This window comes from Paenibacillus sedimenti (assembly GCF_014534655.1).
GTDB lineage: Bacteria > Bacillota > Bacilli > Paenibacillales > NBRC-103111 > Paenibacillus_E > Paenibacillus_E sedimenti.
Map to the genome: position 1 here is coordinate 142,441 of NZ_JACVVD010000002.1, position 25,281 is coordinate 167,721.

Sequence of the window (25,281 nt, forward strand, 5' to 3'; positions counted from 1 at the left end):
ATTTGTCTTAGAAGCGCAAAAATGTTCAATTTTCAGCAATTTCGACAACAAAAAAGCAAGAAAACGAGCGAGCCTATGATTTATAATAAAGGCATTCATAAGAGAATCAGAGAGGGGTTCATCATGCAGAATGCGTATGCAGGGGTACAAGCAAGATTAGCCATGCCGGAGGTGCTGCTTCCGGACATTCCGGAGCGTGAGTTTTACGTCGTTGACTTTGGTGCAGTCGGAGACGGGATGACCGATAATTCAGAGGCGTTTCGTCAGGCGATTGAAGCTTGTGCAGCAGCGGGTGGGGGGAAGGTTGTGATTCCGGCCGGCATATGGCTGATAGGACCGCTGGCGCTTAGAAGCAAGCTGGAAATCCATGCGGAAGCCGGTGCGCTAGTGTTGTTCAGCAAGCGGTTCGATGATTATCCGCTGATCATGTCCAGCTACGAAGGCAGACCCGGCATCCGCTGTCAGTCCCCGCTCGATGGAGAAGGCCTTACGGATGTGGCGATTACCGGAGAGGGCGTGTTCGACGGGGGCGGTGAAGCATGGCGTCCGGTCAAGAAGTGGAAAATGTCCGAACCCCAGTGGAAACAGCTCATCGAATCAGGCGGCATTCTGGATGATACCGGACAATGGTGGCCTACGGCTGCTGCCATGCGAGGCAGGGCTGTGGCAGAGCGTCTGCAACAGGAAGGCATTGTAGATGCTGCAGCATATCAAGTAATCAGAGACTACTTAAGGCCGAATCTGCTGAGTTTGCGCAATTGTAAGCGCATTCTGCTCGATGGCCCCACCTTTCAAAATTCGGCTGCCTGGTGTCTTCACCCTTGGGCGTCCGAGCATGTTGTGATCCGTAACGTCATGGTCCGGAATCCCTGGTTTGCCCAAAACGGAGACGGCCTCGATCTGGATTCCTGCCGCTATGGGATCGTGGAGAATTGTTCGTTTGACGTCGGCGACGACGCGATCTGCATGAAATCAGGCAAGGATGAAGCCGGACGGGAGTTAGGTATTCCGTGCGAGTACATCACGATTCGGGGATGCAGGGTTTATCACGGACATGGAGGGTTCGTCATTGGAAGCGAGATGTCCGGGGGCGTACGCCACGTTCATGTCTCCGATTGCACTTTTATCGGCACCGATATCGGTCTCCGGTTCAAAAGCGCACGCGGCCGGGGAGGAACCGTCGAGCATATTGCGATCGAGCGAATTTATATGCGGGATATCCAGGGGGAGGCGATTTCCTTCCATATGTTTTATGCAGGGAAAGAAGGTTCCGGAGCTGCCGAAGAGGAGAGCATGCCTGTTTCGGTGGAAACGCCCGTGTTCCGTCATATCGACATACGGAATATTACATGCGCCGGCGCACAGACAGCTTTACTCGTAAACGGGCTTCCCGAGATGCCGCTTGAGGGGCTTTCAGTAAACAATATGATCGTTTCGTCTGAACGCGGAATTGTTTGCAATAACGTGACTAATCTGTCGCTGCGGAATTTGAAACTTCGTAAGGTTCAAGGTCCTTTGCTGCAAGTTCACCAATGTCAGGATGTGATATTGGATCAGGTTTCAGATGAGGGCGCGGAGGATGAGCTTGTCGTATCCGGCAAGAAGACCAAAAACATCGAGTGGAACAACACGGATGCATCGGAGAATCGCCGCAAGGTAACGATAGCTCCCGAGGTTGTGCATCAAGATACCATTCACTGGTAGACGCTGCCCGCTATCCTTTCATTCGTTCACGGTAACGGAGCGGCGACAAGCCGGTAATCGCTTTAAATGTTTTATTAAAATGCGAGATATGCTCAAAGCCGACCTGTTCGGCAATCGCCTGCACTTTAGCCCGGGTTGTATGAAGCAGCTTCTGCGCTTCCCGGATGCGAACATATCGAATATATTCGCTGCAATGAAAGCCGGTCAGCTTGAGAAATATCCGGCTTAAATACGACGGACTTATATAAAATTGCTTCGCCAGCATTTCTAAAGTGATGGGCTCATTGAAATGCATATTGATAAAAGTGGCGATCTCGGATATTTTCTGGTGCATCGGATGTTCGCTGCTAAGTGCCTGGTTGCTTGTTCCGCCGGCGCGATGAATCCGGATCAAAAGCTCGGTTAACAGCTGCCGTACGCAGCTCACGTATAGTTCTGGCTGATCTCTGCATTCATTCAGCATTTGTTGAAGCAGATACTCAATGACCGGCTGTTCCTTCATCGAAAAACGAATGAGGGCAGACTCCTGAAAAGGCGGCAGCTCAAGAACCGGAGGGTCCGTTTGACGGACAAAGTCATGCGTGAACTCAATAAGCACCCGCTCGAACTTCTCGATATCGGAGCTGGCAGTGGAATGAAGCTCGTTCGGAACGACGACGACCATGTCTCCTTTTTTGGCGGTATACACCTTGCCGTTCATAAAATAAACCCGCTCTCCGTCCAGCAAGTAGTACAGCTCATAGAACGGATGAAGATGAGGACGCAGCATGGCGGAGTATCCTTTATGTTGAAGCTGCTGAATGGAAAAGGATTCCTCAATATGATATTTCGGCTCTTTCGGCTCGGCCCTGTTGTTCATGCAATTCCCTCTCTTTGCAGGAAGCGTATGTGCAAATTGTAGCATATTTTGATGGATGGAGGTTATGAATTGGCAATCATGAACATATTTTTGGCCGGAGATTCAACGATGTCCGAGTACGATGCTGCTACGGCACCCCGGGCAGGTTGGGGTCAGATGCTGGGAAGCCTCCTGAATGGAAAAGCGGAGGTGCGGAACGCTGCGGCTTCCGGCCGAAGTTCCAAGAGCTTCATTGATGAAGGCAGGCTGGCGCCGATCGAAGAAGCGATTGGGGCAGGCGATTTTCTGCTGATCCAGTTCGGACACAACGATGAGAAGGATGACGAGGTCAGACACACAGAGCCATTCGGTACGTACCAATTCTATTTGAATCAATATATTGAGACGGCAAAAAGCAAGCAGGCTTATCCGATTCTGATCACTCCTGTACAGCGCAGAAAATTCGGCGAGAATGGCAAGCTGCAAGATACACACGGACAGTACCCGGAGGCGATGAAGCAGCTGGCTGCCGAGCGCGGAGTGCCATTAATCGATTTGGCGGCTCTGAGCAAAGAATTGTTGGAGCAACTAGGGCCTGAGGCCTCCAAAAAGCTTTTCTTGTGGCTTGATCCGGGTGAGCATCCGAACTACCCGGACGGCGTCCAGGATGACACCCATTTTTCCGAACATGGCGCAAGGGAAATCGCTAAGCTTATCGTCGATAAGCTCCATGAAATGGGGTGGTGAAGAAGACAGTGGGGAAGATCATTTGTTTTATTTCTGAAGAATTTGCTGATTTTGAGGTTACTTTGGCTTTCCATAAAATTAAGATTGTCGGGAAAAGAGAAATACTGTCAATGGGATATTGTTATGAATCTGTAGTTAGTGAATCGGGACTGCACTATAAACCTAATTTGACGGTTAAAGAAGCAATGGAACTGGATGATATTGAAGGACTCATTATACCTGGCGGACCGATACGAAACCAACATAAAGAATTAACCGAGCTCATCATTAAGCTTGATCAAGAAGAGAAGATGATAGCTGCAGTATGTAATGGTCCACAATATTTAGGACGAGCCGGCATTTTAAATAAAAGGAAATTCACCACTTCATGCACGTCAGAAAGAATCAGTAAATTAGGAGTAAAAGATCCTTTCCCTCGCGAGAATTATTTAGATCAGCGTGTAGTTAGAGATGGACATGTAATTACCGCCCGTGGTCGTGCATTTGTTGATTTTTCTTTTGAAATTTTTGATTATTTAAATATTTATCAAGGTAAGTATCAAGAAAGAGACTTATTATTTCAAGAAATTATGGATAGATAAGGAGTGGACAGCAGAATGAAACAAGCAGAATTATGGTCGGTTAAAATGGCGCAGACCATCATGAAGAAAGAGGGGGTTGACGGTTACCATCCTGAGCTCAATGAGCGCTGGGCTTATGTGCCCGGTATGACGTTAAAGGCTTTTCAATGGTTGGGCGAATGGACGGGCGACAGGACGTATACGGACTTCGCAAAGCGTCATATGGACCTGTTCATCGGGGAAGATGGTTCGATCCGCACGTATACAGTGGAAGAGTACAATCTCGACCAGATTAATCAGGGGAAACTGCTGTTCGCTTTGTGGAAGGAAACGGGCGATACCAAGTATGCGAAGTCGGCTGACCTGCTGATTACGCAAGTGAAAGGGCAGCCCCGTACGAGCGAGGGCGGCTTCTGGCATAAGAAGATTTATCCGTTCCAGATGTGGCTGGATGGTTTATATATGGCAACGCCTTTTGTTGCTGAATACGCCAAGACATTTCAGGTGCCTGCGTTGTTTGATGAAGCGGCAAGACAGCTTCTTTTGGTAGAGAGGCATACCCGCGACAAAGCGACCGGGCTGCTGCACCATGGTTGGGATGAGAGCGGCGAGCAGCTTTGGTGCGATGCTGTGACAGGGAAGTCCAGGCACTTCTGGAGCAGGGGCATGGGCTGGTATGCGATGGCGATTGTGGACGCTTTGGAGCATTTTCCGGTTGATCATCCGCAGCGGGGGACGATTGCAGGCATCTTCGAGAGAATGTGCCATGCGCTGGAGCGGGTGCAGGATGCAGAAAAGGGAGTCTGGCATCAGCTGCTCAACATGGCGGGTCGTGTTGGCAACTATCCGGAAGCATCCGGATCGTGCATGTTTGTGTACGCATTAGCCAAAGGGGTGCGGCTAGGCTATCTTTCAGAACGGTTTAAGGCTGTTGCGGTTAGAGGCTATGAAGGCATCCTGCGGCATCTGATCGAAGAAGACCGGGATGGCGTTCACCTGAAAGGCATTTGCCATGGAGCCGGACTTGGGGGTACTCCGTATCGGGATGGTTCCTACGAATATTATATTGGCGAAGCCGTTCAAGAGGATATTTTAATGGGGATGGCGCCGTTCCTGCTCGCAAGCATGGAAATCGAGAAACTGACCACGGCATAAGGACGGGCTACCTTCGAGAGGAGATAAGGTATCCATGAGACGTATAACCGTTTCACAAGATGGCAGCGGAGATTTTACGAGCGTTCAGGATGCCATTGACGCCGTTCGAGTACTTCCGCTGGAGCCTGTCACGATTTATATTAAAAATGGTACCTACCGAGAGAAAATAATCGTTCCCGACAATAAACCGGATATTTCCCTAATCGGAGAGAGCCGCGAAGGGACAGTTCTTGCCTTCAGTGACTATGCCGAAATGGTCGGGTCTGACGGAAAGAAGCTTGGAACATTCGGAACGGCTGTTTTGAAAGTGGAGGCAGATGATTTTCGCATGGAAAATCTGACGGTGCAGAACACAGCCGGTTTCGGTCCGGCGATCGGGCAGGCTGTTGCGCTATATACGTCAGGGGACCGTCATGTGTACCGGAACGTCAGGCTTCTCGGCAATCAGGATACGCTTTATACGAGCAGGGGACGGCAGTACTTTGCGGATTGTTACATAGAGGGTCATGTTGACTATATTTTCGGATCGGCAACGGTGTTGTTCGAATCGTGCGAGATTCACAGCCTGCGGCAAGGTTATATCACAGCCGCTTCGACGCCGAAAGATACTGCGATCGGGTATGTTTTCCTGAACTGCCGGTTGACCGGCGCACAGACGGAAGAGTCCGTCTATCTGGGCAGGCCTTGGAGAGCATGGGCGCATACCGTCTTTATCAACACCTGGATGGGTCCGCATATCCATTCGGCCGGTTGGGACAATTGGGGAAATCCGGATAACGAAAGTACTTCGCGCTACGCGGAATACGGCAGTACGGGTCCCGGAGCGCGAGCTGAAGCCCGCGTGCAATGGGCTAGGGTTTTGTCTGAAAAGGAAGCACCGGTGCCGGATGTGAAGCGTGTTCTCGCCGGGCCTGATGACTGGAATCCGCAGGTTCGGAGCTGACGAAAATAAACCGACTTTCCATGGAATTGGAAGGTCGGTTTTGTTTTCGTTAGAGGCTTTCTCGCTCTGCATTGGATTGGCGGTCTGCTCCTAATATCCCCATTTATCGACGTCGCCATTTCCGCAAGAAACGGTCGATATCGATCGACGTTTCACTTATGTTTCTAGCGCTTATAGGTGCGGAAAATGATGTCACGGTTGTAATTGCCGAAGCCTTCGCCATACAGAGTCAAACCGCCGACATGTGCCGCGTGCTCCGGCACTTCCAAGCGCAGGATCCACTCGTTGCGGGAGACGCGGATGTCCTTGATCGTGACCGCCGAGAGCCGCTGCCCGTCAAGGAAGGTGCCCTCCTCGGTAATGCGGATGACTTTCAGCCATCCGTATTGATTGGTGGAGTCCGGCCACCAGGCCGGCGTGAGCAGCCCGCGTCCCTGCCCAGAGTCGCCAGGGCTGGTCCAATAGCCGAGCAATGTATCATTCACATAGAAGTGAATGTCCGAAGGCCAGTTCTCCTGAACGCCCGGCGCCTCCGAGCCGATCTCGAGCGAGATCTCGATCTCCTCGAGCATCTGCCCGGCTAGCACATAGTTCGGGATGCTGTATTCTACGAATCCGCGCCCGAACCAAAGGATGCGCGCATGCATCCGCTCAGGCTCGAAAAAATAGCGCGGATCGTCAAACTGGCCGATCATGTGCTCAGCCGTCGCCAGACCGCAGGTCGGATGCACCTCGAACCGCGTATAATGGCCGACGGGGATGGATACCTCGTCGAAGATCCGCTGCTGCTCGACCTGCTGAGGGAGGAGCATCTCGATGCGGGCAACCGCAAGCGAGCATATTTTATGCGTGCCGCCTTGCTTCCGAACTAACTCGGTCACGATTAGTCCGCCTTTCTCCAGCTTTTTCACATGCATCGTCACAATGGCGCTGCTCAGTCCAAGCATGGCCGCCAAATCTTTCACATTCCTCGGCTGCTCCGCGAGCAGCTCCAGTATCGTAAGCCGCACATCGCTTGCCAACGCTTCGTAAAGCGGCAGCCATTTGCGGTCGGTTGTCGTTTGAATCATTTCTCATAGCTCCTTATTGGTACATCGACTAGTTAACACAAATATTAATTCAAAAAAGAAGAAATGAAAAGCTTGAAATTCAAGCTTTAATGTTGTTTAATGGGGTTGAGTAGATAGTTAAATTGTTAATTGATTCATAATTTTATTAATTATACTACGAGGTGATGGTAATGTCTATGAAAGCGAACATGATTGTGGACAAAGATTTTCAAATCGGAGAAGTGGATCCGCGTATATACGGCTCATTTATCGAGCATTTGGGTCGAGCTGTATATGGCGGTATTTATGAGCCTGGCCATTCGCAGGCCGATGAGCAGGGTTTTCGCACCGATGTTCTGGAGCTGGTTAAAGGTTTGGATGTTCCGATCGTTCGTTACCCGGGAGGGAACTTCGTTTCCGGATACAATTGGGAGGACGGCGTAGGACCGCTGGAGCAGCGCAAAAAACGCCTTGAGCTGGCTTGGCGCACGATCGAGCCGAATCTTTTTGGACTCAACGAATTCATGGACTGGTGCCGCAAAGCGAATACGCAGGCGATGATGGCGGTGAATCTGGGAACGCGCGGACCGGACCAAGCCCGCGAGCTTGTTGAGTACTCGAATCATCCTTCGGGCAGCTACTGGAGCGATCTGCGGATTTCGCACGGTTACAAGGAAGCGCACAATATAAAAACGTGGTGTCTTGGCAATGAAATGGACGGACCTTGGCAAATCGGCAGTAAAACTGCAGTTGAGTACGGCCGTATTGCCTGTGAGACGGCAAAAGTGATGAAATGGGTTGATCCGACCATCGAACTTGTCGCTTGCGGCAGCTCCGCGCTGAGTATGCCGACGTTCCCCGAGTGGGAATCGACCATTCTTGAGCATACTTACGATCATGTGGATTATATATCGCTGCATCAATATTATGGCAACCGCGATAATGATTCTGCCAACTTCCTGGCGCAATCCCTTGGCATGGACAAATTCATCAATACGGTGATTGCGACCGCCGATTATGTGCAAGCCAAGAAGCGCGGCAAAAAGAAGATCAACCTTTCCTTCGACGAGTGGAATGTATGGTATCATTCTAACGCTGCAGACCGCAAAATCGAGCCATGGACTGTCGCGCCGCCACAGTTGGAAGACATCTACAATCATGAAGACGCTCTGCTGGTCGGTTGTATGCTGATTTCCATGCTCAAACGCGCGGATCGGGTGAAAATGGCCTGCATGGCCCAGCTCGTCAACGTGATTGCGCCTATCATGACGGCGAATGGCGGCGCTGCGTGGAAGCAAACGATCTACTATCCTTACATGCATGCAAGTGTGTTCGGAAGAGGAACCGTCCTCGTGCCGCTGATTAAATCGCCAAAATATGACGCCAAAGATTATACTGACGTGCCGTACTTGGAAGCCGTAGCGGTTCATAACGAGCAGAACTCGGAAGTGACGATCTTCGCGGTCAACCGCCATCTGCAGGAAGCTCTGCCGCTTGAGCTGGATCTTCGCAGCTTCGGCACCAGCCGCGTCATCGAGCATATCGTGCTGGAGAATGACGATTTGAAAGCAGCGAACACGTTGGATGCGCAGGATCAGGTGAAACCTCATACAGGCGGCAACGCCGCCGTATCCGGCAGCGGACAGGTGCAAGCAGTTTTAGCGAAGGCATCCTGGAACGTAATCCGTTTGAAGCTGGCAGATTGAGTTAAGCAGAGGAAATACAAAAAAGAGTTGTACCTTCAAGCAGCGCAAACTGCACAGGTACAACTCTTTTTACTTTAGGCTTTGTTATTCTTCATTATTGATTGCTAACCATAAGAAAAACCACTCAAGCAATTAGCGATTAATTCGAAACTATCGTTCCCCAATCTATGTACTCGAAAAATCATACAGATTTATCCTTCAAACGATAATTTCCATAGTTATATACGAAAAATCATATACAAAAGCTCTAATTGAAGCGAAGCGCCCAATTTTATATGAAATATCATATAGAATCGTTGTTTCTGTGATGAATGAACCTTCGCAGGTTCCCTCTTTTTTAAGCCGCCTTACTTTAAACTCCATTAATAACTCGTCAGCAGCCAGTTTTCCTTGGACATGTTAAGTTTTCCGGCTCCCGATCCGTTAGATGCTATAAGTCTTGTTTTCAAGGTCGATGGATCATCAGCAGTGTAGCTGTATGGCAAAGAGGTGAATCCGTTCCATGAGAAAGTTTTTACCGGAGCAGGTACTGGGGCCAGAGGACTGCCTTCGGTATCACTGCTTCCTCTAAACGTGCTGCCGTCCAAGGAATAGATCGTATCCACTGCTTGGATTTTACCTGTATATCTTGCATCTGACGGATCAGCTTGATTGTTGCGCACTGGAGAGATAACATCAATAATTTGCGACTTCTCGAGCAATACGGCGCCATCTTCGGTGGATATTGCTCCATTGCTCGTTACTCCGAAATGGTAGCCCTTTGAAGACAATGCTTTTTCCATTGCCGATGTCAGCTTTTTCTTGGCAGCCCGTGTTCCGGAATTATCCATCACAATGTTGTAGGCGTGCACATTGCCTGCTCGGAGACGAGGCATACGGTCTTGAATATTCTCGTAGTAGTTGTGATGAAGAGTAACTTGAAGATTCGCATTGTCGGAAGCGAATTCTGTTGCGCCGACAAGATGCCCTTTCTTTTGCCCGGCTGCGATTGCGATAATATCATCCTTGCTCAAACCGACGGCGCTGCTTCTCAAATATGCGTACATCGGATAAGCGGACTGATTGGCTTCCATGGCATCGATTTGCCGGGTTACCCAACTGTTCGCGCTTTGATCATCTCCCTTAAAAGTAGACCAAGAAACCGTGACGCCATTGCTTCCCTTTTTCACATCGAGTAAGCCATCATAAGCTTTGTTAAAGGTACAGTGATCGATCCATACTTTTTGGCTGGCACCTTCAACCGTGATATAATCCCAATCGTTCTTGTCATAATTGCCTTTTGTCGCTTCATCCCATTCCCATAGTTCATCGAATTCGAGATTTCGGATGATTACGTTCGAGCTGTATTTCACGCTTAAGGCCGCATGTTTGATCTTTGCGCCGTTCGTCGAAAATATCGTTAGACCATTGAAGCTGTCGATGCTAATTTTACTGACTCCCGTTGTTTTAAGAACAGGATGGGTAAGGGCGCTATTGTGTGAAGCAAAAGGGGATACCTGCGCTGTCGCCGGAATTTCATTCCAACCCAGATTGAGATCGTTCATAATCTCGATTACTTTGATGCCGGAGCCTTTCTTTAAAGCGGCTGCAAGGTCAGTCGCATTGAAAACCTTCTTGTAACGCGCATCCGTCTCCTCTATACTGCCGCCTCCCGTATTCCCTGCTGAAAATCCCGTTAAGCTATACTCGCTCAAAGTGCCGGGAGCGGCCGGTTGGGTTGGTTCCGCTGTTGGCGTAGGAGCCGGTGTTTCAGCAGGTGCTGCCGTCGGCGCCGGCGTTGCAGTCGGCTCTGCAGATGGCGTTGCAGTCGGCTCTGCGGTCGGTGTCGCGGTCGGCTCTGCAGATGGCGTTGCAGTCGGCTCTGCGGTCGGTGTCGCGGTCGGCTCTGCAGATGGCGTTGCAGTCGACTCTGCAGTTGGTGTTGCAGTTGGCTCAGCAGAAGGCGTTGCAGCCGGTTCTGCAGAAGGCGTTGCAGTCGGCTCAGCAGTTGGTGTCGGGCTTGATGTGGATGACGAGCTGTCGGATACGATGATGTCATCGAAATTGGCGATGGTTTTGTATGCAATCAGTCCGACTGCTCCTGAAGTTAAACTGCTATCTGTAGCGGAAAGCTGCAAAGTGTCGTTTACGTACATCTTGATGGAGGAACCGCTCATTTCGAGTTTGATCGTGTACCAGGTTCCGGCTTCAAGGCCAAAATTCGTTTTGCTGGCCAGGGTCGTTGTAGAACCGCTCACTTTTTTGCGGATTTCCAAAGTTCCCCCGCTGCTGTTATACAAAGACGCCGCATAGAAGTTATTCCCGTCTTTGTACCTTCCAGCTACATAAGTGCGGTTTGAGCCATTGAAGTTATCAACCTTTACTTTAGCCTCGACACTGTAGTCGGTCCATGATTGATTGCCTGCGGATGTACGGCCCTCACTAGTACCGGATTGATAATACACATAATTGCCTGCATCCTGCACGACAGACCAAGTACCGCTAGTTGATGTCCAGCCGGTTGATTGACCGTCTTCAAAATTGCTGCTCAGCAGTGTCGCTGCATTAGCGGGGTACATCAAAAATAACGAAACAATGAGTGTAAGACCCAAAATTAACGCTGTGTAGACTTCGTTCCTTCTTCCCGATTTGATTGTTTGCATGAGTGATCTCCTTCGATTCATTTTGTAATTGTCGATCGCGCCACTGTCGGTACCGCATGTTCTTCTACTGCTATAGGCAGTTCTCGATCACCACCTTTATTACGTGAAAATCTTGTCGGCTAACGTGTCAACATGTCAGCTAACAAAAAGAACCTTCCTGTGCAGACAGGTAAGGTTCTCATGGTGTCCCCGTCTTTCGGTAACTGGCTGGCATATACGGCTTTCGCCACAGAAGCCCCTCTAGCTTTGCGTCACTGGCTTTCGCCAGGTTTGCCTTTGTCGAGATTTGTTAATGATAATTGATTTATGGCGAAAAATGTAACAATATCATTATACAAGTCTAATAGAGTATTTGTTGATAGTACTTATTGCATATTTTCCATAAATGTCCGATCGAGACTTTCGCTTTGATGAAGGCTGGAATGGGCAGGCTATGCTCTGGTATGATGAAGGAAATACTTGCTAAAAAGGGGTTTACAGCGTATGAAATACAAGCTGCTTGGTGTGGTTATGCTGGCTCTTAGCTTGTCCGCCTGCGGAAGCAACGACAAAGGCAATCAAGCTGAGCCGGCAGCCGTGAAGGCGGACGGCCCGACAGTCTATAAAAATTTTTGCATCTCCTGTCATGGCGGCAATTTGCAAGGCGGGGAGGGGCCAAACCTCCAAAAAGTCGGGGAACGCCTCTCCGAAGAGGAGATCATGAAGCGTATCCAAAAAGGCGGAGGCGGTATGCCGCCCTTCCAAGTATCGTTAAAGGAAGAAGAGTTAAAGGCCTTATCAGCCTGGTTGGCTGGACTGAAATAATGAAAACTCATCTCACCACATCAGAAAGATAATTCACTAAAGCGCTAAAGCGCGGTGAATACTTTCTGATTGGCGAATAAACCTACCGCTGAACGCGGTCGCTCATCTTCGAAAGGCTTCGATAAAGGTTTATCTCATTTTCAGGTTGCCTACACAATTTCTTCACAATTGATCTTTATAATGAGGGGCCAGAGGAGAGTGATGAACATGCACTTGAACTTGAAGCCCCGGAGCCGTCTGCACGCCAAGACGAGATCGAACCGTCCGGGAGCGATGCTCGTCTGTTTGTTTTTCCTAGTTTGCTTACCGATTTTGTCGGTAATTGGAGTGGAATTTCTCGAACGAGGATCCTTGCAAGATACTTTACATTGGAGTTTATCCTATAAACCGCTATTCATTTTAAACGTTGGGTTATCGTTTTGTTTACTAGTTTTCATATACGCGATCGTGGGATCTCCAGCCATAGCAGGAGCCATATCGACCTTAGTGCTTGGCGTTATGGCGCTGATCAGTTATTTGAAGGTGAAAATGATCGGGGAGCCCTTCTTTCCGTGGGACATATTGCTGAATAAAGAAAGCATGGATATTGCTTCGCTGGTTACCGGTAAAGCTGCGTTGGTCCGAATTGGATCAATCGCCGCGGCTGTCATTCTGGTGCTGATGTTGAGATGGGTGATGCCGCGCATGAAAATGCCGGTTGTTTGGCGCGCCGTTATGGGGCTTTGCGCTCTATACGCATTGTACGCATTTGGCGTTAAAACGCCGCTGGCCGGTAAAATTCTAGACCGCGCCGGAGTGAGCGAGATCGTCTGGAATCAACAGGAGAACTACACGAATAATGGAATAGCGCTGGCGTTTACGTTGAATGTCAAAAATTCCATCGTTCAAAAGCCGGCCACCTATAGCAATGAATCGATCGCGGCGGTAGCTGCTGATATAAAAGAAGAAGGGCTTAAACAGGCTAAGGGCTCAGACCCCCTGAACGGGAAAAAGCCGAACGTCATTTTCATTATGAGTGAGGCGTTTTGGGATCCGACCTTGCTGCCGAATGTGTCATTTAGCGAGGATCCGCTTCCGACCGTTCATCGTTTGCAAAAGGAGTCAACGTCCGGCTACCTGCTGTCGCCCCAATTCGGCGGCGGTACGAGCAATGTGGAATTCGAGGTGTTGACCGGCAATTCCATGAGTTTCCTGCCCGGCGGTTCGATTCCGTACCAGCAATATGTAAGCAAGCCCGTTCCGAGTTTGGCGAGTTATTTTGCCGATCTGGGTTATAAAAGCATGGGCATCCACTCTTATGAGGGATGGTTCTGGGACCGTGATAATGTGTATAAACAGCTCGGTTTTGAGAGCTTCAAGAGCAGTGAAAATTTCGAAAATCCAGAGGTCAAAGGCTTTTTTATCTCGGATGCGGAAGTATCCAAAGACATCATTCGAGAAGTGGATAACACGGCGAATCCAATGTTCATTTATACCGTGACGATGCAAAATCACGGACCGTACGATACACCGCGCTACGGTCAAAACTCGATACAAGTGCAAGGCAACTTGACGCCGGAAGCGAAGTCGATGCTGGAGACTTATACGCAAGGTGCGCGTGATGCGGATCAAAGCTTGCAGATGCTGATCGATCACTACGAGAAGTCTGACGAGCCGACGATGATCGTGTTCTATGGCGATCATCTGCCGATCCTCGGTCTTGATTACCAGGTATATGCCGAGTCCGGCTTCGTTCATACCGGCAAAGCGAACGAGTGGACGCTCGAAGAGGTGAAAAAAATGCACAGCATCCCGCTCGTCATGTGGTCGAACTTCGACATGCCCAAGCAGCAAATTCCGCTGCTCAGCGACTCTTTTCTCGGCGCGCATGTGCTGGATATGCTGCATTTGGAGAAGCCGGCTAATTTCGCGCTGAACGCAAAGTTAGCCTCTGAAGTGCCCGGCCTCCTGAATAACCTGGTCGTGGACAGCGACCAAGGACTTCATGCCGAGGCGCCGGATTCGGTTAAAGCGCTCATTGAGGACTACCGCAATGTACAGTATGACCTGCTCTTCGGCAAGCAGTACATGGCCTCGCATCTCGACCACGACTACTTGACGAAGACGGCGCAGACCGGCTACAATGCCGAGTTCGGAGCGCAGGTCGGCGCGCGGTCGGCGATGGAGAGCGGCAGCACGCCTGACGCGAAACCGGCGAGTGCTCATTAGCCGTACCCTCATAGAAAAAACCTTCAGCTCCACAATAATGTGGAATTGAAGGTTTTTCTGCTGTTAGAATAACGTACGACAGATAATTTGCTGAAATCGGGTATTTTATCCTGTACAATTTACAGTTCATACAAGCCGAACTCACATCATAGACGAAAAAAGATGCAGTAGTTGCAGTTCACTATCGCAGTCCGATTTCGCCCAATTGCAAAAACGTGGTGAATGGAGTTAGCGGCTGGAGTACGATTTTGCCAGCTTACAATGCGCTCATCGAACATTCTCTTACACAAACCATTCTGCAATTTTGTAAAATCGGACTCCAAACTGTATTGGTAGATGTATCTTATATGCAATTATGTTTTTCCAGACTCTAGTAGCGATATAATCGTGCAAAAAAACCATTGCCAACCGCAGGGGAATTTTGGTAATATAAATTTCTCTCTCTACGCAGCGGCTGGGAAGATCATCTATGTTCTAGTGAAACATGTTCTGAAAAAACAGGAGGTGTTACATGCTTTTTGCAGTTTTGGCGCGCAAGGCGTACGCCAGGAACTTGCAGTATCGTGGTGCGCATTTGCTGCACAATGCGGTAAGCGCGGCGTTTGGCTTTATTTATGCGAGCATCTGGACCGGTCTGGGCGGCGAGGCTTCGCTCGGCGATTATGGCCAGAAGGGGATTGTGAGCTACATCGCCTTTAACCAGGCCATTCTTTGGATCACGTTATTCACGACGAACGGGCTCGGACTTGAGCAGTCGGTTCGTACCGGACAGATTGCGGTCGATCTGATGCGGCCGGTGCACTTGTTCTACCAGGCGATGAGCCGGGAGTGGGGGCAAGTGATCTACAATTTTATCTACAAGTTTCTGCCGATTTATATCCTCTATTTCTTCATCTTCTCCTTACAGCTCCCGCATCAAGCATCCGTTTATGGCTGGACAGCGGCAGCGCTCGTACTTGCTGCCTACATTTCTATTTGCACGAACTATTTAATTGGCGTCGCCGCCTTATGGACAACTGAATCCCGATGGTTCTACTGGGTGAATTATGCGTTGAGCATGCTGTTATCCGGTTTTTTTATCCCTTTGGAGTGGTTGCCCGACTGGCTGCGGACGATTAGTTTTTGGTCGCCTTACCCGTATTTGCTCTATTATCCCACTCGGATCTACATGCAGCTTGAACATGGAACGGTTGTGCTCGGCGCCCTTATTTGGTGCATCGGGTTTACTTGTGTCTGCCTGGCAGTGACGCATGGGGTACGTAAAAAGCTGGAGGTGCAGGGAGGATGACCATGCTGAAGCTGTATATGCTGCTCATCAAGGCCAGTTTGCGAAGCCGGATGCAATATAAATTCAACTTTCTATTCTCGACTGTGATGGCGGCGATGGTACATGTTTCGGAGTTTTTGATGGTGGCGCTCGTGCTCATGCGGTTCGGCAACATCAAAGGCTGGAGCCTGTACGAAGTATGTTACCTGTATGGCGTTATGATGATGTCCAGAGCGATTTATCGCTCTTTTGCCTCGGATGTGCATCACCTGGAAAAATATCTCGTATCCGGCGACCTCGATCCGCTTTTGACGCGGCCGATACCGGTGCTGCTTGCGCTGATGACGCAAAACAACCGCATTTTAATTGCCGAAATGGCGCAGGGCATCCTTCTGCTGGTCTTTTCAATGAGAGCCTTGATGGCAGATGGGAGGCTCGATTGGTCTGCCGTTCCGTTTACACTGCTGATTATTGCGACGGGAACCGTCATCTTATTCGCCATCGGCCTGGCGACTGCCGCTGCGGGCTTCTGGCTGACCCGAATCGAATCGCTGCAAAACATGACCGAAGACGCCTCGCAAACGGCGGCACGATATCCGCTGTCCCTTTATCCCAGGTGGCTGCAGGGTGCGCTGCTCGTACTCATTCCCGTTGGTTTTGTAAACTACGTACCCACCTTATATCTGCTTCGTGATCAGGGGGGCATCGGGATGCTTCTCGGGACGATAGCCGTTGCCGCAGTCTCTTTACTGCTCGCCATGCGCTTCTGGAAGCTAGGCTTGTCCCGCTATCAAAGTACAGGAAGCTGATCGGATATAGCTAAGAATAGGAAGGAGTGCTCACTACGATATGATAACCGTCAATCATTTACGCAAAACGTTTCAAACCCCGCTTGTCCAAGAAGGGAAATTTGCCGGTATCCGCACCTTGCTATCCAGAGCCTACAAAGAGAAAGAAGCGGTGCACGATGTCAGCTTCACGATTGAACCGGGCGAATTTGTCGGGTATATTGGACCTAATGGCGCAGGCAAATCGACAACGATCAAAATGCTGACCGGAATCCTGCATCCGACTTCAGGCGAAGTGCTCATACACGGGCTCAGCCCGCAAAAACACCGAAGGCGTGTCGTTCAGCACCTAGGTGTCGTATTCGGCCAGCGGAGCCAGCTCTGGTGGGATTTGCCGGTCAAAGATTCCTATGAAATTCTGGCCGCGATGTATCGCGTCGATGAAGTTTCGGCACGCCGCAGGCTTGGCGAATTAACAGAGCTGCTGGACCTCGGCGAGTTCCTGGATACCCCTGTTCGCAAGCTGTCACTTGGGCAGCGTATGCGGGCTGATTTGGCTGCGGCTATGCTGCATGATCCGGATATATTGTTTCTCGATGAACCGACGATTGGGCTCGATGTGGTCGCCAAGCGGAACATTCGCGGCTTTTTGAAGGCGTTAAATCAGGATTTCGGCAAAACGATTCTGCTTACCACGCACGATATGGACGATATCGAGCAGCTGTGCGAGCGCGTCATCGTAATCAACCACGGACAAATCGGCTACGACGGCTCGATTGCCGAGCTGCGCGGGAAGATCGGACTGCCGACGATGATGAAGGTGACCTTTCGAGGCCCTTATCAAGTGCCGGCAAGCTGGGATTTACCGTTTCGCGTCGTGGAACAACAGGCGGATATGCTTACCTTAGCCTGCAACCGCCAGGAACTGAAGGCAATGGATGTACTGCGCGTCGTCAGCAGTTGGGGCGACATGGACGATGTACATATGGAAGAACCGGAGTTTGAAGAGGTCATCCACGGGGTATATAAATAGATAACAAAACCATGAGCGGATCGGGAGGAGAGACACCTATATGGCTATTCAAAAAGAAGAACGCGAGCAAGAAGCGCAGCGCGTTGCCGCCGTGCGGGCCAGCATCAAGAAGCGAATCGGCGAACTGGGCGAGATTGCCGATGAACGGCAATCCGAATTGACGGCGATCGGCCGCGCCTTCTGGGACGACATCTCAGTCAACGCGGACAATGCCGATGACATTATCGAGACTGCGGCCAGCATGGCGCAGCAGGAACATGTCCTGATCGGACAAAAGCGCAGTCTAAGCGTCGCACAGGATGCCCTGCGCAAGCTGCAACGCGTTGTCGATTCGCCGTATTTTGCCCGGATCGACTTCATCGAGCAGGGGGAGAAGCAGCCCGAGAAAATCTATATCGGGCTCACTTCCTTCATCGATCCGAAGACCGATGAGATTCTCATCTACGACTGGCGTGCGCCGATTGCCAGCGTCTTCTATGATTATCCGCCGGGTCCCGCCACTTACCGGACACCGGAGATGGACGTCAGCGGCGAGCTGCTGCTGAAACGGCAGTACATCATTAAGGCCGGGGCGCTGCAGGATGTGTTCGATACCGGTATCAGCATCGGCGACGAGATGCTGCAGCAGATGCTCAGCCGCAGTGCCGATGAGCGAATGCAAAGCATCGTCACGACGATTCAGCGCGAGCAGAATCAGATCATCCGCGATGATCAGCATAAGGTGCTCGTCGTGCAGGGTGCAGCCGGCAGCGGCAAAACCTCGGTCGCGCTTCAGCGCATCGCGTATTTGCTCTACAAATATCGGACGAGGCTGTCCGCCGAAAATATGATTCTCTTTTCACCGAACTCCCTGTTCAGCGATTACGTCTCGAACGTGCTGCCGGAATTGGGCGAAGCCAATATGCAGCAAACGACGTTCCAGGATTATCTGGCGCACAAGCTGAGCGGAACGGGGTTGGCTATTGAAGATCCTTACGATCAGCTTGAGTTCATTCTGGCGGGAACGGAGCAGGGGCAAGATCACGCTGCCTATGAGGCTCGCATGCAAGGTATAAGGTACAAGGCATCGGCAGCATTCTTACAAGTTATCGAGGCTTACGGCGAAAAGCTAAAGACCCGAGGTATCCGCTTCAGCGATTTTGCAGTCGGCAAAAAGGTACTGATCACGGCCGAACAGCTTAGCGAGCGTTTCTACAGCAAAGCGTCGACGCAGCCGATCGGCGACCGCATGGAGCATCTGAGTGATTGGATTTTGGAACAACTGGAAGAAATCCAAGCCGATGTGGAGAAAAGGTTCTACCGGAAAATGGTCCGTGAGCCGAAGTATATCGGCACGGAACCGGAAATGAAGCGGATGAGCAAGAGCAAAGCGCACAAAGCGATTGAGCCGCTCAAGGAACGTGCCCGCAGCATCGCTTATGTCGATGCGCTAGGGATGTACCGCGATCTATTCTCGGATACCTCGCTTCATCATGAACTGGCGCAGAGCGCAGGGGAGGAGCTTCCGGCTGTCTGGGAGACGATCCGCGCCTTCACGGTAGAAGTGCTGGACCAAGGCACGATTCTTTACGAGGACGCGACGCCTCTTGTTTATTTGAAGGGCCTGGTTGAGGGACAGCTACGGATCGGCACGATCCGCTATTGCGTCGTCGACGAAGCGCAAGACTATTCGCCGTTTCACTACGCGTACTTGAAAAAGCTGTTTCCGCGCGCCCGCTTTACGCTGCTCGGCGACTGGAATCAGGGCATTTTTACGCACGCAAACGCGAGTGCCGGCACCTCCGGCGGCGCAGGACAGCCCGGCGAGTACGCCTCGATCAGCGAGCTGATGAAAGAGGACGAGACGAAGACCATCCGTCTCGTCAAGAGTTACCGCTCGACACGCGAAATTACCGAATTCGCGTGTCAGGTGCTGCCGCACGGCGAGCCGATCGAGCCGTTCAGCCGCAGCGGCGAGCCGCCGCGCCTGACGCGCGCGGCGGACGAGACCGAACTCAGCCGCCTTATCGCGGCGGCTGTGCAGAAGCGTCGCGACGGCGGAGCCAGCTCCGTCGCGATCTTGTGCAAGACCGAGCGCGAGACGGAGCGCGCGCACGCTCTTCTCGGGCCGCTGCTGCCGGGCCTGCAGCGCATCCACAAGCAGACGCAGCACTACGAAGCTGGCGTCATGATCATGCCGGCGTACCTCGCCAAGGGGCTCGAGTTCGACGCGGTGATCCTCTACGACGCAGGGGCTGCCGTCTACGCGGAGTCCAGGGAACGCAAGCTGTTTTACACGGCTTGCACCCGTGCCCAGCATCACCTGGATCTGTTCTATCTAGGTGAACTTACACCTTTTCTCATGAGGAAATAGACGGAAGTCCATACCCATCTGCCCTGATCGTCATAGGATGTATCAAGCAACGACAAAGAGCAGTTTGCGAAGGGCAGAAGGGAGGAATAACCATGTCTCATGTTGGATACACTAGCACAGCTGTTATTCTGGTACTGTACATTCTGTTAGTTATCATTTTGGCAACATTCTAGTTCCATTCTTCTTGCAACCCAGGGACCGCAATCCACGATAAAGTGGGGCGGTCTCTTTGTTTTTCTGTGGTTAAACGTGGACTTTTTGCATGGATTATTCCAGTTCAGGGTATCTTAACTAAAAGAGTTTCTGTTCAATATCAGTGCGGGAGAATGAAGCATGCATGCAATCAAGAAGATCTCTGCTCTGCAATTATATTTTGTGTTTACGCTCTCGATCGGCATTACGAATCATGTATTGTTAATTCCTGTTCTTCTTCATTTTGGCAGAAGAGATTCCTGGCTTGGCGCTGCGGCCTCCATCATTCCATTGGTTGTCTGGGTCATCCTGCTGTACGTTATTATCAAAAAATCAGCTCAACGGAAGATGATCGATTGGCTAAAACAACGATTTGGGAACTTCATCGCATTTCCGGTCTTGATCCTTGTTCTAGCTCTTAGCGTCTTGCATGCCACGATCACTTTGAAAGATATTGTCATTTGGACGCATGTTTCCTATTTGCCTCGTACACCGCAAACGGTGATTACAATCATCTTCCTCACTTTTTGTTTTTTTGCCGCTCTGGCCGGTCTTCGGGCTATTGCCATTGTGTCGGGTTTGCTGCTTCCGGCAGTCGTTCTTCTGGGTTTTTTTGTTATGACAAGTAATTTCCAGTACAAAGACTACAGCTTGCTCATGCCTCTATTTACACATGGTTACGAACCTGCAATCAAATCAGCCCTCCTGACGAATGGCGCATCCTTTGAGTTGATGGCTATCCTGTTTCTTCAACATCATGTTTCTTCGAAAATTCGGTTGTCTTCCCTGTTCATTTTGTCGATCTGCATTGTTGGACTTACTATAGGACCTTTGACGGGAGCTATTGCCATATTCGGCCCTTTTGAAGCAGCCGATCTGAGATACCCTGCATTTGAACAATGGCGGATGGTGACGATCAGCAAATATATTTCCCATCTTGATTTCTTATCCATCTATCAATGGATTTCCGGGGCGTGTGTCCGGATGTCCTTGCTTTTATTTCTCATGCTTGACGTAATGGGCGTTAGCAAGCCTCGCGTGCGAACCTGTCTGCTGATAGGATTGAGTATCTTCTTCTTAGTCATAGGCATGTATCCGATAGAAGACGATTGGATCAGGAAGCAAATCGTAACTTGGTATTACCCGCTCATATTTGTGGTTGGTTTGCTTTTGCCGCTCGTCCTGCTAGTCCTGGCGTATTTGCCGTTGAAGCGAAAGGAGCAGAAGACATAAATGAATGAACAGCATTTTCGCGAATGGTTTGCTAAATCTGCGGATGTCATCATAAAATCGTATCGATTTAGGGACACAAATCCTACCCCTAATGTTTTACTGCTGTATTGTGATGGGATGTGCAAAATAGAGCATCTCGAGCATGTGATTCTTCCTCAGCTTCATGCCATGCTCACGGACGAGCTTAATCTCCAGGCATCAAGACTGAATGTCAGTACGATGCTCCAGCTTGATGAGATTACAGGTCCTAACCTCATGGAATCGCTGACGGTAAGCCTTTACCAGGGGCAGGTCATTCTCTTTTTTGAAGAGACTCAACTCGTATTTGCATTAAATATCGCCTCTCCGCCTAATCGTTCACCCGAAGAATCCAGTACGGAAACATCGATCAAAGGTCCACGTGACGCATTTACAGAGAATATCACCACCAATATTGCACTCGTTCGTAAGCGTCTGCTGACGCGTTCGCTTTGCTGTGAGAAAATGGATATTGGAAAAAGGAGTCATACCTCTGTGGCTCTCCTTTACATGGACGATATCATTGATTTGGATATGATTATGGAAGTCAAGCAGCGCTTGCTCTCTCTCGACGTTGACGGTTTAATCAGCAGCGCCCAATTGGAGGAAAGGGTATCGGGCACGAAATATCCGTTCTTTCCGCTTATGGATTATGCGGGGAGACCTGATTATATCGCTGATTCCTTGTTGCGGGGGCGATTCGCCATCCTAATCGATGGATCGCCGATGGCATTGATCGCTCCTGCAAGTCTAATGTTTATTTTGAAATCTCCGGAGGACGTTCACTTTCCGTTTTACTATGTCGCGTTCGAACGCATCCTGAGGGTTGGAGGTTTGATCGTATCCACGCTCCTCCCGGGCTTCTGGATCGCGGTTTCTGCCTTTAATATTGAGCAGCTTCCATTCCCGCTGGTCGCTACCATTTCTTCATCCAGATTGGGGCTTCCGATCTCGGGTCCGATGGATTTTATCATCATGCTCGTGTTGTTCGAGTTGTTCCGTGAAGCGGGCATGCGGCTGCCAAAAGTGGTCGGTCAAACGGTCACCGTCGTAGGCGGACTCATTGTCGGGGACGCGGCCATACGAGCGGGCATCACGAGTCCCACAACGCTGGTTGTCACGTCGATATCGACCATTTCGATGTATACGCTCGTGAATCAATCTTTGTCCGGAACCGTAACCGTGCTGCGTACGCTGATTTTAATAATCTCTGCGACGTTCGGCATATTCGGTTTCATGCTGGCGCTTATGGGCGTAATCCTATATTTGGCCACGCTGGAGTCATTCGGAGTCCCGTACTTGTCTCCTGTATCGCCGCCGCAATTCAAAGAAATGACCGCTTCTCTGTTAGCCAAGCCTTGGAGTAAGTTGAAGCGAAGACCTGGCACTTTGAATCCTAATGACGCTACGCGTCAAGGTCCAGGAGAAGAGCCCTCATGAAACGCAGATTCTGCTCAATTGGCATTTGCTTTATTTTGTTGATCAGCCAGACGGCATGCTGGGATATGAAGACGATTCAGGATATGAACTATATTACAGCCATAGGCTTTGATTATCAGAACGGTCGTTTCCAAGTATATAGCCAAATGCTGGACTTTTCGAGTGTGGCTAAGCAGGAGGGCGGTAAATCAAGCGGACCTGCATCGGTATGGGTGGGACAAGTAGAGGGGGAGACCGTTAGCGAGGCTTTTAATAAATTGTACAAGACTTCTCAGCAGCAAGTATTTTGGGGACATGTTTCCGCGTTTGTATTTAAGGATGAGGCATTGCGTCATGGCGTAGGGAGATTTGTAGATGGCATTACAAGGTACAATGAAACAAGGTTTACTCAGTGGGTTTACAGCACAAAGGAGCCCATTGATCGCTTATTTACTGTAACGCCTTTTTTCAATTTGTCCCCATTGGCCTCTATACTTTCTCACCCCGAGGAGAATTACCGGCAATTCTCTTTTATCAAGCCCGTTCGATTATATAAAGTGATTGCGAATTTGAGGGAACCCGGAAACAGGCTGATGCTGCCCTCCTTAGCAATATCAAATGAAATATGGAAGAAGAATAATAAACCGGATCCTAAACTGGAAGTCAGCGGCGTACATGCATTGAATGATGAGGATGAGCTGGAATGGTTCCCGGATGATCAATTGAAGGGCTTGCGGTGGCTGCAGGAAAAGACGAGCCGTACGCCGCTCGTAGTGTTCGTTAACGGCAAGCGAGCAGGGTCCGTATCTATCCACAAGCCAGAGGTAAACGTAATCCCGCTTGTCCGGGACGATAAAGTTGGCTTCGATATTCGTATGAAATGTAAAGTGACCGTTACTGAATTTTTAATTGAAATGGACGACGAAACGCTAAAAAAGCAGGTTGAAAAAGAAATCGCCGAACAAATCAAGCAAACGTTTGAGATCGGGATGGAGCATGACGTTGATCTATACCAGTTGGAACATATCGTATACAGGAAATCTTTTGCCGATTGGTCCAGGCTTACCGGCAATGGGGCCAAGCCTTTGAAGGCAGTTCAGATTAACAATGTGAAGATCGATGTCGATATTGAGCATTCCGGCATGTTTGAGATGCACAAGAAGCATAAGGAGTATTGAACTTTGGCGGTTGAACCTTGGCGTCTAAATGATCCATAGTACCTTTTGGCGCTAACCTGGGCGGGGTTATTTTCTTTTCAGATATGTTAGAAGCGCGAGAACGAACATCCCGAACATTATATCATACAAGCACTCTCAATCGAGGGTGTTTTGTTTTATTTAACCGCTTTTTTCATTCATCCATTTTATAAATATTTAAGAATTGTTTTAGGCGCGGTTTAGAACTGTTTTAGAGGCAGTTAAGGCTGGGGGGATATGATGTATACATGGAAGCGAGGGACGCTTTCAAATTAGATAAAGCGAAAAGCTTACGGAGGAAGAGATATGAACAAGAAGTTAGCGATGTTGGGATTAGGCGTAGCGGTAGGCAGTATGATGCTGGTGACTTCCGTGTATGCAGGCGTGGGCGACGCTCCAGGGTATGAGACTTTCAAGTCAGCCTTCAAGCAGACAGCCGCGGTGGACAATGCGACTCGTCAGGTGAACGTATCTTTACAGGATAACGGAACCTCACTGCTGAATGTAAAGACTACCATTAAGAGTAACAGCGATCGTGCGGGAAGTGCGGAAGTGACCGTGAAGAGCGGAACGGAAGAACAAACGATTCATTTTTACAGCCAAGACGGCAAACATATCGTGAAAACAGATGATTCGGATGTGTACAAAGTATGGGATGAAGCACAAATGAGCGGCAAGTTCAAGGAGCTCGAAGGCAAGGAGCATACCCCGGATCCAGCGATGGTTCAAGAGGTTGAGAATGTAGTCGACGCTCTGGTCGGCAACTTGAAGAATTATGTGACGATGGATCAAGCTGCCGGCAATGTCAAAGAGATTCATTTTAAGATGTCTGGCAGCCAGATCTCCCCTGTGGTAAACACAATCGGATCGCTGGTGATCAAGCACCACGGCACTTCCGAGAACAACCAGCATCCGCTTCCGGCTAAAGCAGATACGCTTGGTTTCGATGCAAGCCTACTAAAAAACAGCTTTCCGCAGCTGACAACTGACATCAAAATGGATGAAGTAGAGGTAAATGCAACTGTAGACGCAGATAACCACATCACGAACCAAACGGCGCAGATCCACATTTCCGGTAAAGATGCCGGGGGCGCGGCGCATGACGTTGTATTAAACGTAGATATGACGCTGTCCAGCCTGAACAGCACAACGCCTGATACTGTAGATTTGACCGGCAAACAAGTGGAAACCGTGAAATTCGATGAGCAATCCCGCAAACACTGGGGTGCAGAGCGTTAATCGAGAAACTTAAGCGGAGGCGGAATGGCGACCATTTCACCTCCTAAGAGTTTTCCTTTAGGAAAACTGGCTTCGTAAGCATCGACTGAGTTTTGCTTTAGCAAAACTGGCTTCGTAAGCATCGACTGAGTTTTCCTTTAGGAAAACTAGCTTCGTAAGCATCAGCTTTTTATTTTTCCAGTAGAAA

Annotated in this window: 19 protein-coding genes and 1 riboswitch; of the genes, 16 read left to right on the forward strand and 3 right to left on the reverse strand. The window is 49.9% G+C overall.

The genetic code is table 11. The annotated features are described in order from the left end of the window. Nucleotides 1-123 precede the first annotated feature (123 nt). On the forward strand, nucleotides 124-1,704 hold the full coding sequence (locus ICC18_RS05295; protein ID WP_188173344.1) for a glycoside hydrolase family 28 protein: 1,581 nt from the start codon (nucleotides 124-126) through the stop codon (nucleotides 1,702-1,704). A gap of 10 nt (nucleotides 1,705-1,714) precedes the next feature. Here ICC18_RS05295 and ICC18_RS05300 read toward each other — a convergent pair whose 3' ends face one another. Continuing rightward, a complete protein-coding gene (locus ICC18_RS05300) occupies nucleotides 1,715-2,563 on the reverse strand; it encodes an AraC family transcriptional regulator (RefSeq protein WP_188173345.1) in 849 nt (282 codons plus the stop codon). A 78-nt stretch (nucleotides 2,564-2,641) separates the two neighbouring features. Here ICC18_RS05300 and ICC18_RS05305 point away from each other — a divergent pair, with 78 nt between their 5' ends. The 4 genes from ICC18_RS05305 to ICC18_RS05320 are packed head-to-tail and all read left to right on the forward strand — an operon-like array spanning nucleotide 2,642 to nucleotide 5,947. After that, the gene (locus ICC18_RS05305) at nucleotides 2,642-3,289 is read left to right on the forward strand and encodes a rhamnogalacturonan acetylesterase (protein WP_223192403.1); all 648 of its coding nucleotides are present in this window, start codon (nucleotides 2,642-2,644) and stop codon (nucleotides 3,287-3,289) included. Nucleotides 3,290-3,297: 8 nt separating this feature from the next. Continuing rightward, the gene (locus tag ICC18_RS05310) at nucleotides 3,298-3,870 is read left to right on the forward strand and encodes a DJ-1/PfpI family protein (RefSeq protein WP_188173347.1); all 573 of its coding nucleotides are present in this window, start codon (nucleotides 3,298-3,300) and stop codon (nucleotides 3,868-3,870) included. A gap of 15 nt (nucleotides 3,871-3,885) precedes the next feature. After that, the gene (locus ICC18_RS05315; RefSeq protein WP_188173348.1) at nucleotides 3,886-5,004 is read left to right on the forward strand and encodes a glycoside hydrolase family 88/105 protein; all 1,119 of its coding nucleotides are present in this window, start codon (nucleotides 3,886-3,888) and stop codon (nucleotides 5,002-5,004) included. Nucleotides 5,005-5,038: 34 nt separating this feature from the next. Next, on the forward strand, nucleotides 5,039-5,947 hold the full coding sequence (locus ICC18_RS05320) for a pectinesterase family protein (RefSeq protein WP_188173349.1): 909 nt from the start codon (nucleotides 5,039-5,041) through the stop codon (nucleotides 5,945-5,947). A 164-nt stretch (nucleotides 5,948-6,111) separates the two neighbouring features. On the opposite strand, the gene ICC18_RS05325 is transcribed toward ICC18_RS05320, so the two are convergent. Next, nucleotides 6,112-7,017 (reverse strand): ArsR/SmtB family transcription factor, encoded by a 906-nt coding sequence (locus ICC18_RS05325; protein ID WP_188173350.1) that lies wholly within the window; start codon nucleotides 7,015-7,017, stop codon nucleotides 6,112-6,114. Between the two features lie 170 nt (nucleotides 7,018-7,187). On the opposite strand from ICC18_RS05325, the gene arfA reads away from it, so the two are divergent. Beyond that, nucleotides 7,188-8,702, forward strand: coding sequence for an arabinosylfuranosidase ArfA (gene arfA, locus ICC18_RS05330; protein ID WP_188173351.1), 1,515 nt, complete (start codon nucleotides 7,188-7,190; stop codon nucleotides 8,700-8,702). 362 nt (nucleotides 8,703-9,064) lie between these two features. Here the strand turns inward: arfA and ICC18_RS05335 are convergent, their stop codons facing one another. Beyond that, nucleotides 9,065-11,344: a pectate lyase family protein gene (locus ICC18_RS05335; protein WP_376745608.1), complete on the reverse strand. Its 2,280-nt coding sequence runs from the start codon at nucleotides 11,342-11,344 to the stop codon at nucleotides 9,065-9,067. Between the two features lie 195 nt (nucleotides 11,345-11,539). After that, nucleotides 11,540-11,629: riboswitch (cyclic di-GMP riboswitch) on the reverse strand. Nucleotides 11,630-11,827: 198 nt separating this feature from the next. On the opposite strand from ICC18_RS05335, the gene ICC18_RS33580 reads away from it, so the two are divergent. From ICC18_RS33580 to ICC18_RS05385, 10 genes are all read left to right on the forward strand, one after another. Further along, on the forward strand, nucleotides 11,828-12,148 hold the full coding sequence (locus tag ICC18_RS33580) for a c-type cytochrome (protein WP_188173352.1): 321 nt from the start codon (nucleotides 11,828-11,830) through the stop codon (nucleotides 12,146-12,148). A 207-nt stretch (nucleotides 12,149-12,355) separates the two neighbouring features. Then, the gene (locus ICC18_RS05345; protein WP_188173353.1) at nucleotides 12,356-14,356 is read left to right on the forward strand and encodes an LTA synthase family protein; all 2,001 of its coding nucleotides are present in this window, start codon (nucleotides 12,356-12,358) and stop codon (nucleotides 14,354-14,356) included. Between the two features lie 511 nt (nucleotides 14,357-14,867). Continuing rightward, nucleotides 14,868-15,644, forward strand: a complete 777-nt coding sequence (locus tag ICC18_RS05350) for an ABC transporter permease (protein ID WP_188173354.1) — start codon at nucleotides 14,868-14,870, stop codon at nucleotides 15,642-15,644. Continuing rightward, entirely contained in the window at nucleotides 15,641-16,432 is a 792-nt protein-coding gene (locus ICC18_RS05355) for an ABC transporter permease (RefSeq protein WP_188173355.1), read from the forward strand. The genes ICC18_RS05350 and ICC18_RS05355 overlap by 4 nt, the downstream gene beginning before the upstream one ends. Nucleotides 16,433-16,472: 40 nt before the next feature. Then, the gene (locus ICC18_RS05360; RefSeq protein WP_188173356.1) at nucleotides 16,473-17,444 is read left to right on the forward strand and encodes an ABC transporter ATP-binding protein; all 972 of its coding nucleotides are present in this window, start codon (nucleotides 16,473-16,475) and stop codon (nucleotides 17,442-17,444) included. Between the two features lie 40 nt (nucleotides 17,445-17,484). Beyond that, entirely contained in the window at nucleotides 17,485-19,797 is a 2,313-nt protein-coding gene (gene helD / locus ICC18_RS05365; RefSeq protein WP_188173357.1) for an RNA polymerase recycling motor HelD, read from the forward strand. 333 nt (nucleotides 19,798-20,130) lie between these two features. After that, on the forward strand, nucleotides 20,131-21,222 hold the full coding sequence (locus ICC18_RS05370) for an endospore germination permease (protein ID WP_188173358.1): 1,092 nt from the start codon (nucleotides 20,131-20,133) through the stop codon (nucleotides 21,220-21,222). Beyond that, the gene (locus ICC18_RS05375; protein ID WP_188173359.1) at nucleotides 21,223-22,680 is read left to right on the forward strand and encodes a spore germination protein; all 1,458 of its coding nucleotides are present in this window, start codon (nucleotides 21,223-21,225) and stop codon (nucleotides 22,678-22,680) included. Next, nucleotides 22,677-23,837, forward strand: a complete 1,161-nt coding sequence (locus ICC18_RS05380) for a Ger(x)C family spore germination protein (RefSeq protein ID WP_188173360.1) — start codon at nucleotides 22,677-22,679, stop codon at nucleotides 23,835-23,837. The genes ICC18_RS05375 and ICC18_RS05380 overlap by 4 nt, the downstream gene beginning before the upstream one ends. Before the next feature lie 324 nt (nucleotides 23,838-24,161). Next, a complete protein-coding gene (locus tag ICC18_RS05385; RefSeq protein ID WP_188173361.1) occupies nucleotides 24,162-25,094 on the forward strand; it encodes a hypothetical protein in 933 nt (310 codons plus the stop codon). Nucleotides 25,095-25,281: the final 187 nt, after the last annotated feature.

Bases quoted from the DNA above. Each gene is read 5' to 3' on its own strand.
- helD (WP_188173357.1), top strand. From the start codon at position 17,485: ATGGCTATTCAAAAAGAAGAACGCGAGCAAGAAGCGCAGCGCGTTGCC.
- ICC18_RS05325 (WP_188173350.1), bottom strand. From the start codon at position 7,017: ATGATTCAAACGACAACCGACCGCAAATGGCTGCCGCTTTACGAAGCG.
- ICC18_RS05360 (WP_188173356.1), top strand. From the start codon at position 16,473: ATGATAACCGTCAATCATTTACGCAAAACGTTTCAAACCCCGCTTGTC.
- ICC18_RS05355 (WP_188173355.1), top strand. From the start codon at position 15,641: ATGACCATGCTGAAGCTGTATATGCTGCTCATCAAGGCCAGTTTGCGA.
- ICC18_RS05320 (WP_188173349.1), top strand. From the start codon at position 5,039: ATGAGACGTATAACCGTTTCACAAGATGGCAGCGGAGATTTTACGAGC.
- ICC18_RS05335 (WP_376745608.1), bottom strand. From the start codon at position 11,344: ATGCAAACAATCAAATCGGGAAGAAGGAACGAAGTCTACACAGCGTTA.
- ICC18_RS33580 (WP_188173352.1), top strand. From the start codon at position 11,828: ATGAAATACAAGCTGCTTGGTGTGGTTATGCTGGCTCTTAGCTTGTCC.
- ICC18_RS05295 (WP_188173344.1), top strand. From the start codon at position 124: ATGCAGAATGCGTATGCAGGGGTACAAGCAAGATTAGCCATGCCGGAG.
- arfA (WP_188173351.1), top strand. From the start codon at position 7,188: ATGTCTATGAAAGCGAACATGATTGTGGACAAAGATTTTCAAATCGGA.
- ICC18_RS05305 (WP_223192403.1), top strand. From the start codon at position 2,642: ATGAACATATTTTTGGCCGGAGATTCAACGATGTCCGAGTACGATGCT.
- ICC18_RS05300 (WP_188173345.1), bottom strand. From the start codon at position 2,563: ATGAACAACAGGGCCGAGCCGAAAGAGCCGAAATATCATATTGAGGAA.
- ICC18_RS05350 (WP_188173354.1), top strand. From the start codon at position 14,868: ATGCTTTTTGCAGTTTTGGCGCGCAAGGCGTACGCCAGGAACTTGCAG.
- ICC18_RS05385 (WP_188173361.1), top strand. From the start codon at position 24,162: ATGAACAAGAAGTTAGCGATGTTGGGATTAGGCGTAGCGGTAGGCAGT.
- ICC18_RS05380 (WP_188173360.1), top strand. From the start codon at position 22,677: ATGAAACGCAGATTCTGCTCAATTGGCATTTGCTTTATTTTGTTGATC.
- ICC18_RS05315 (WP_188173348.1), top strand. From the start codon at position 3,886: ATGAAACAAGCAGAATTATGGTCGGTTAAAATGGCGCAGACCATCATG.
- ICC18_RS05375 (WP_188173359.1), top strand. From the start codon at position 21,223: ATGAATGAACAGCATTTTCGCGAATGGTTTGCTAAATCTGCGGATGTC.
- ICC18_RS05345 (WP_188173353.1), top strand. From the start codon at position 12,356: ATGCACTTGAACTTGAAGCCCCGGAGCCGTCTGCACGCCAAGACGAGA.
- ICC18_RS05370 (WP_188173358.1), top strand. From the start codon at position 20,131: ATGCATGCAATCAAGAAGATCTCTGCTCTGCAATTATATTTTGTGTTT.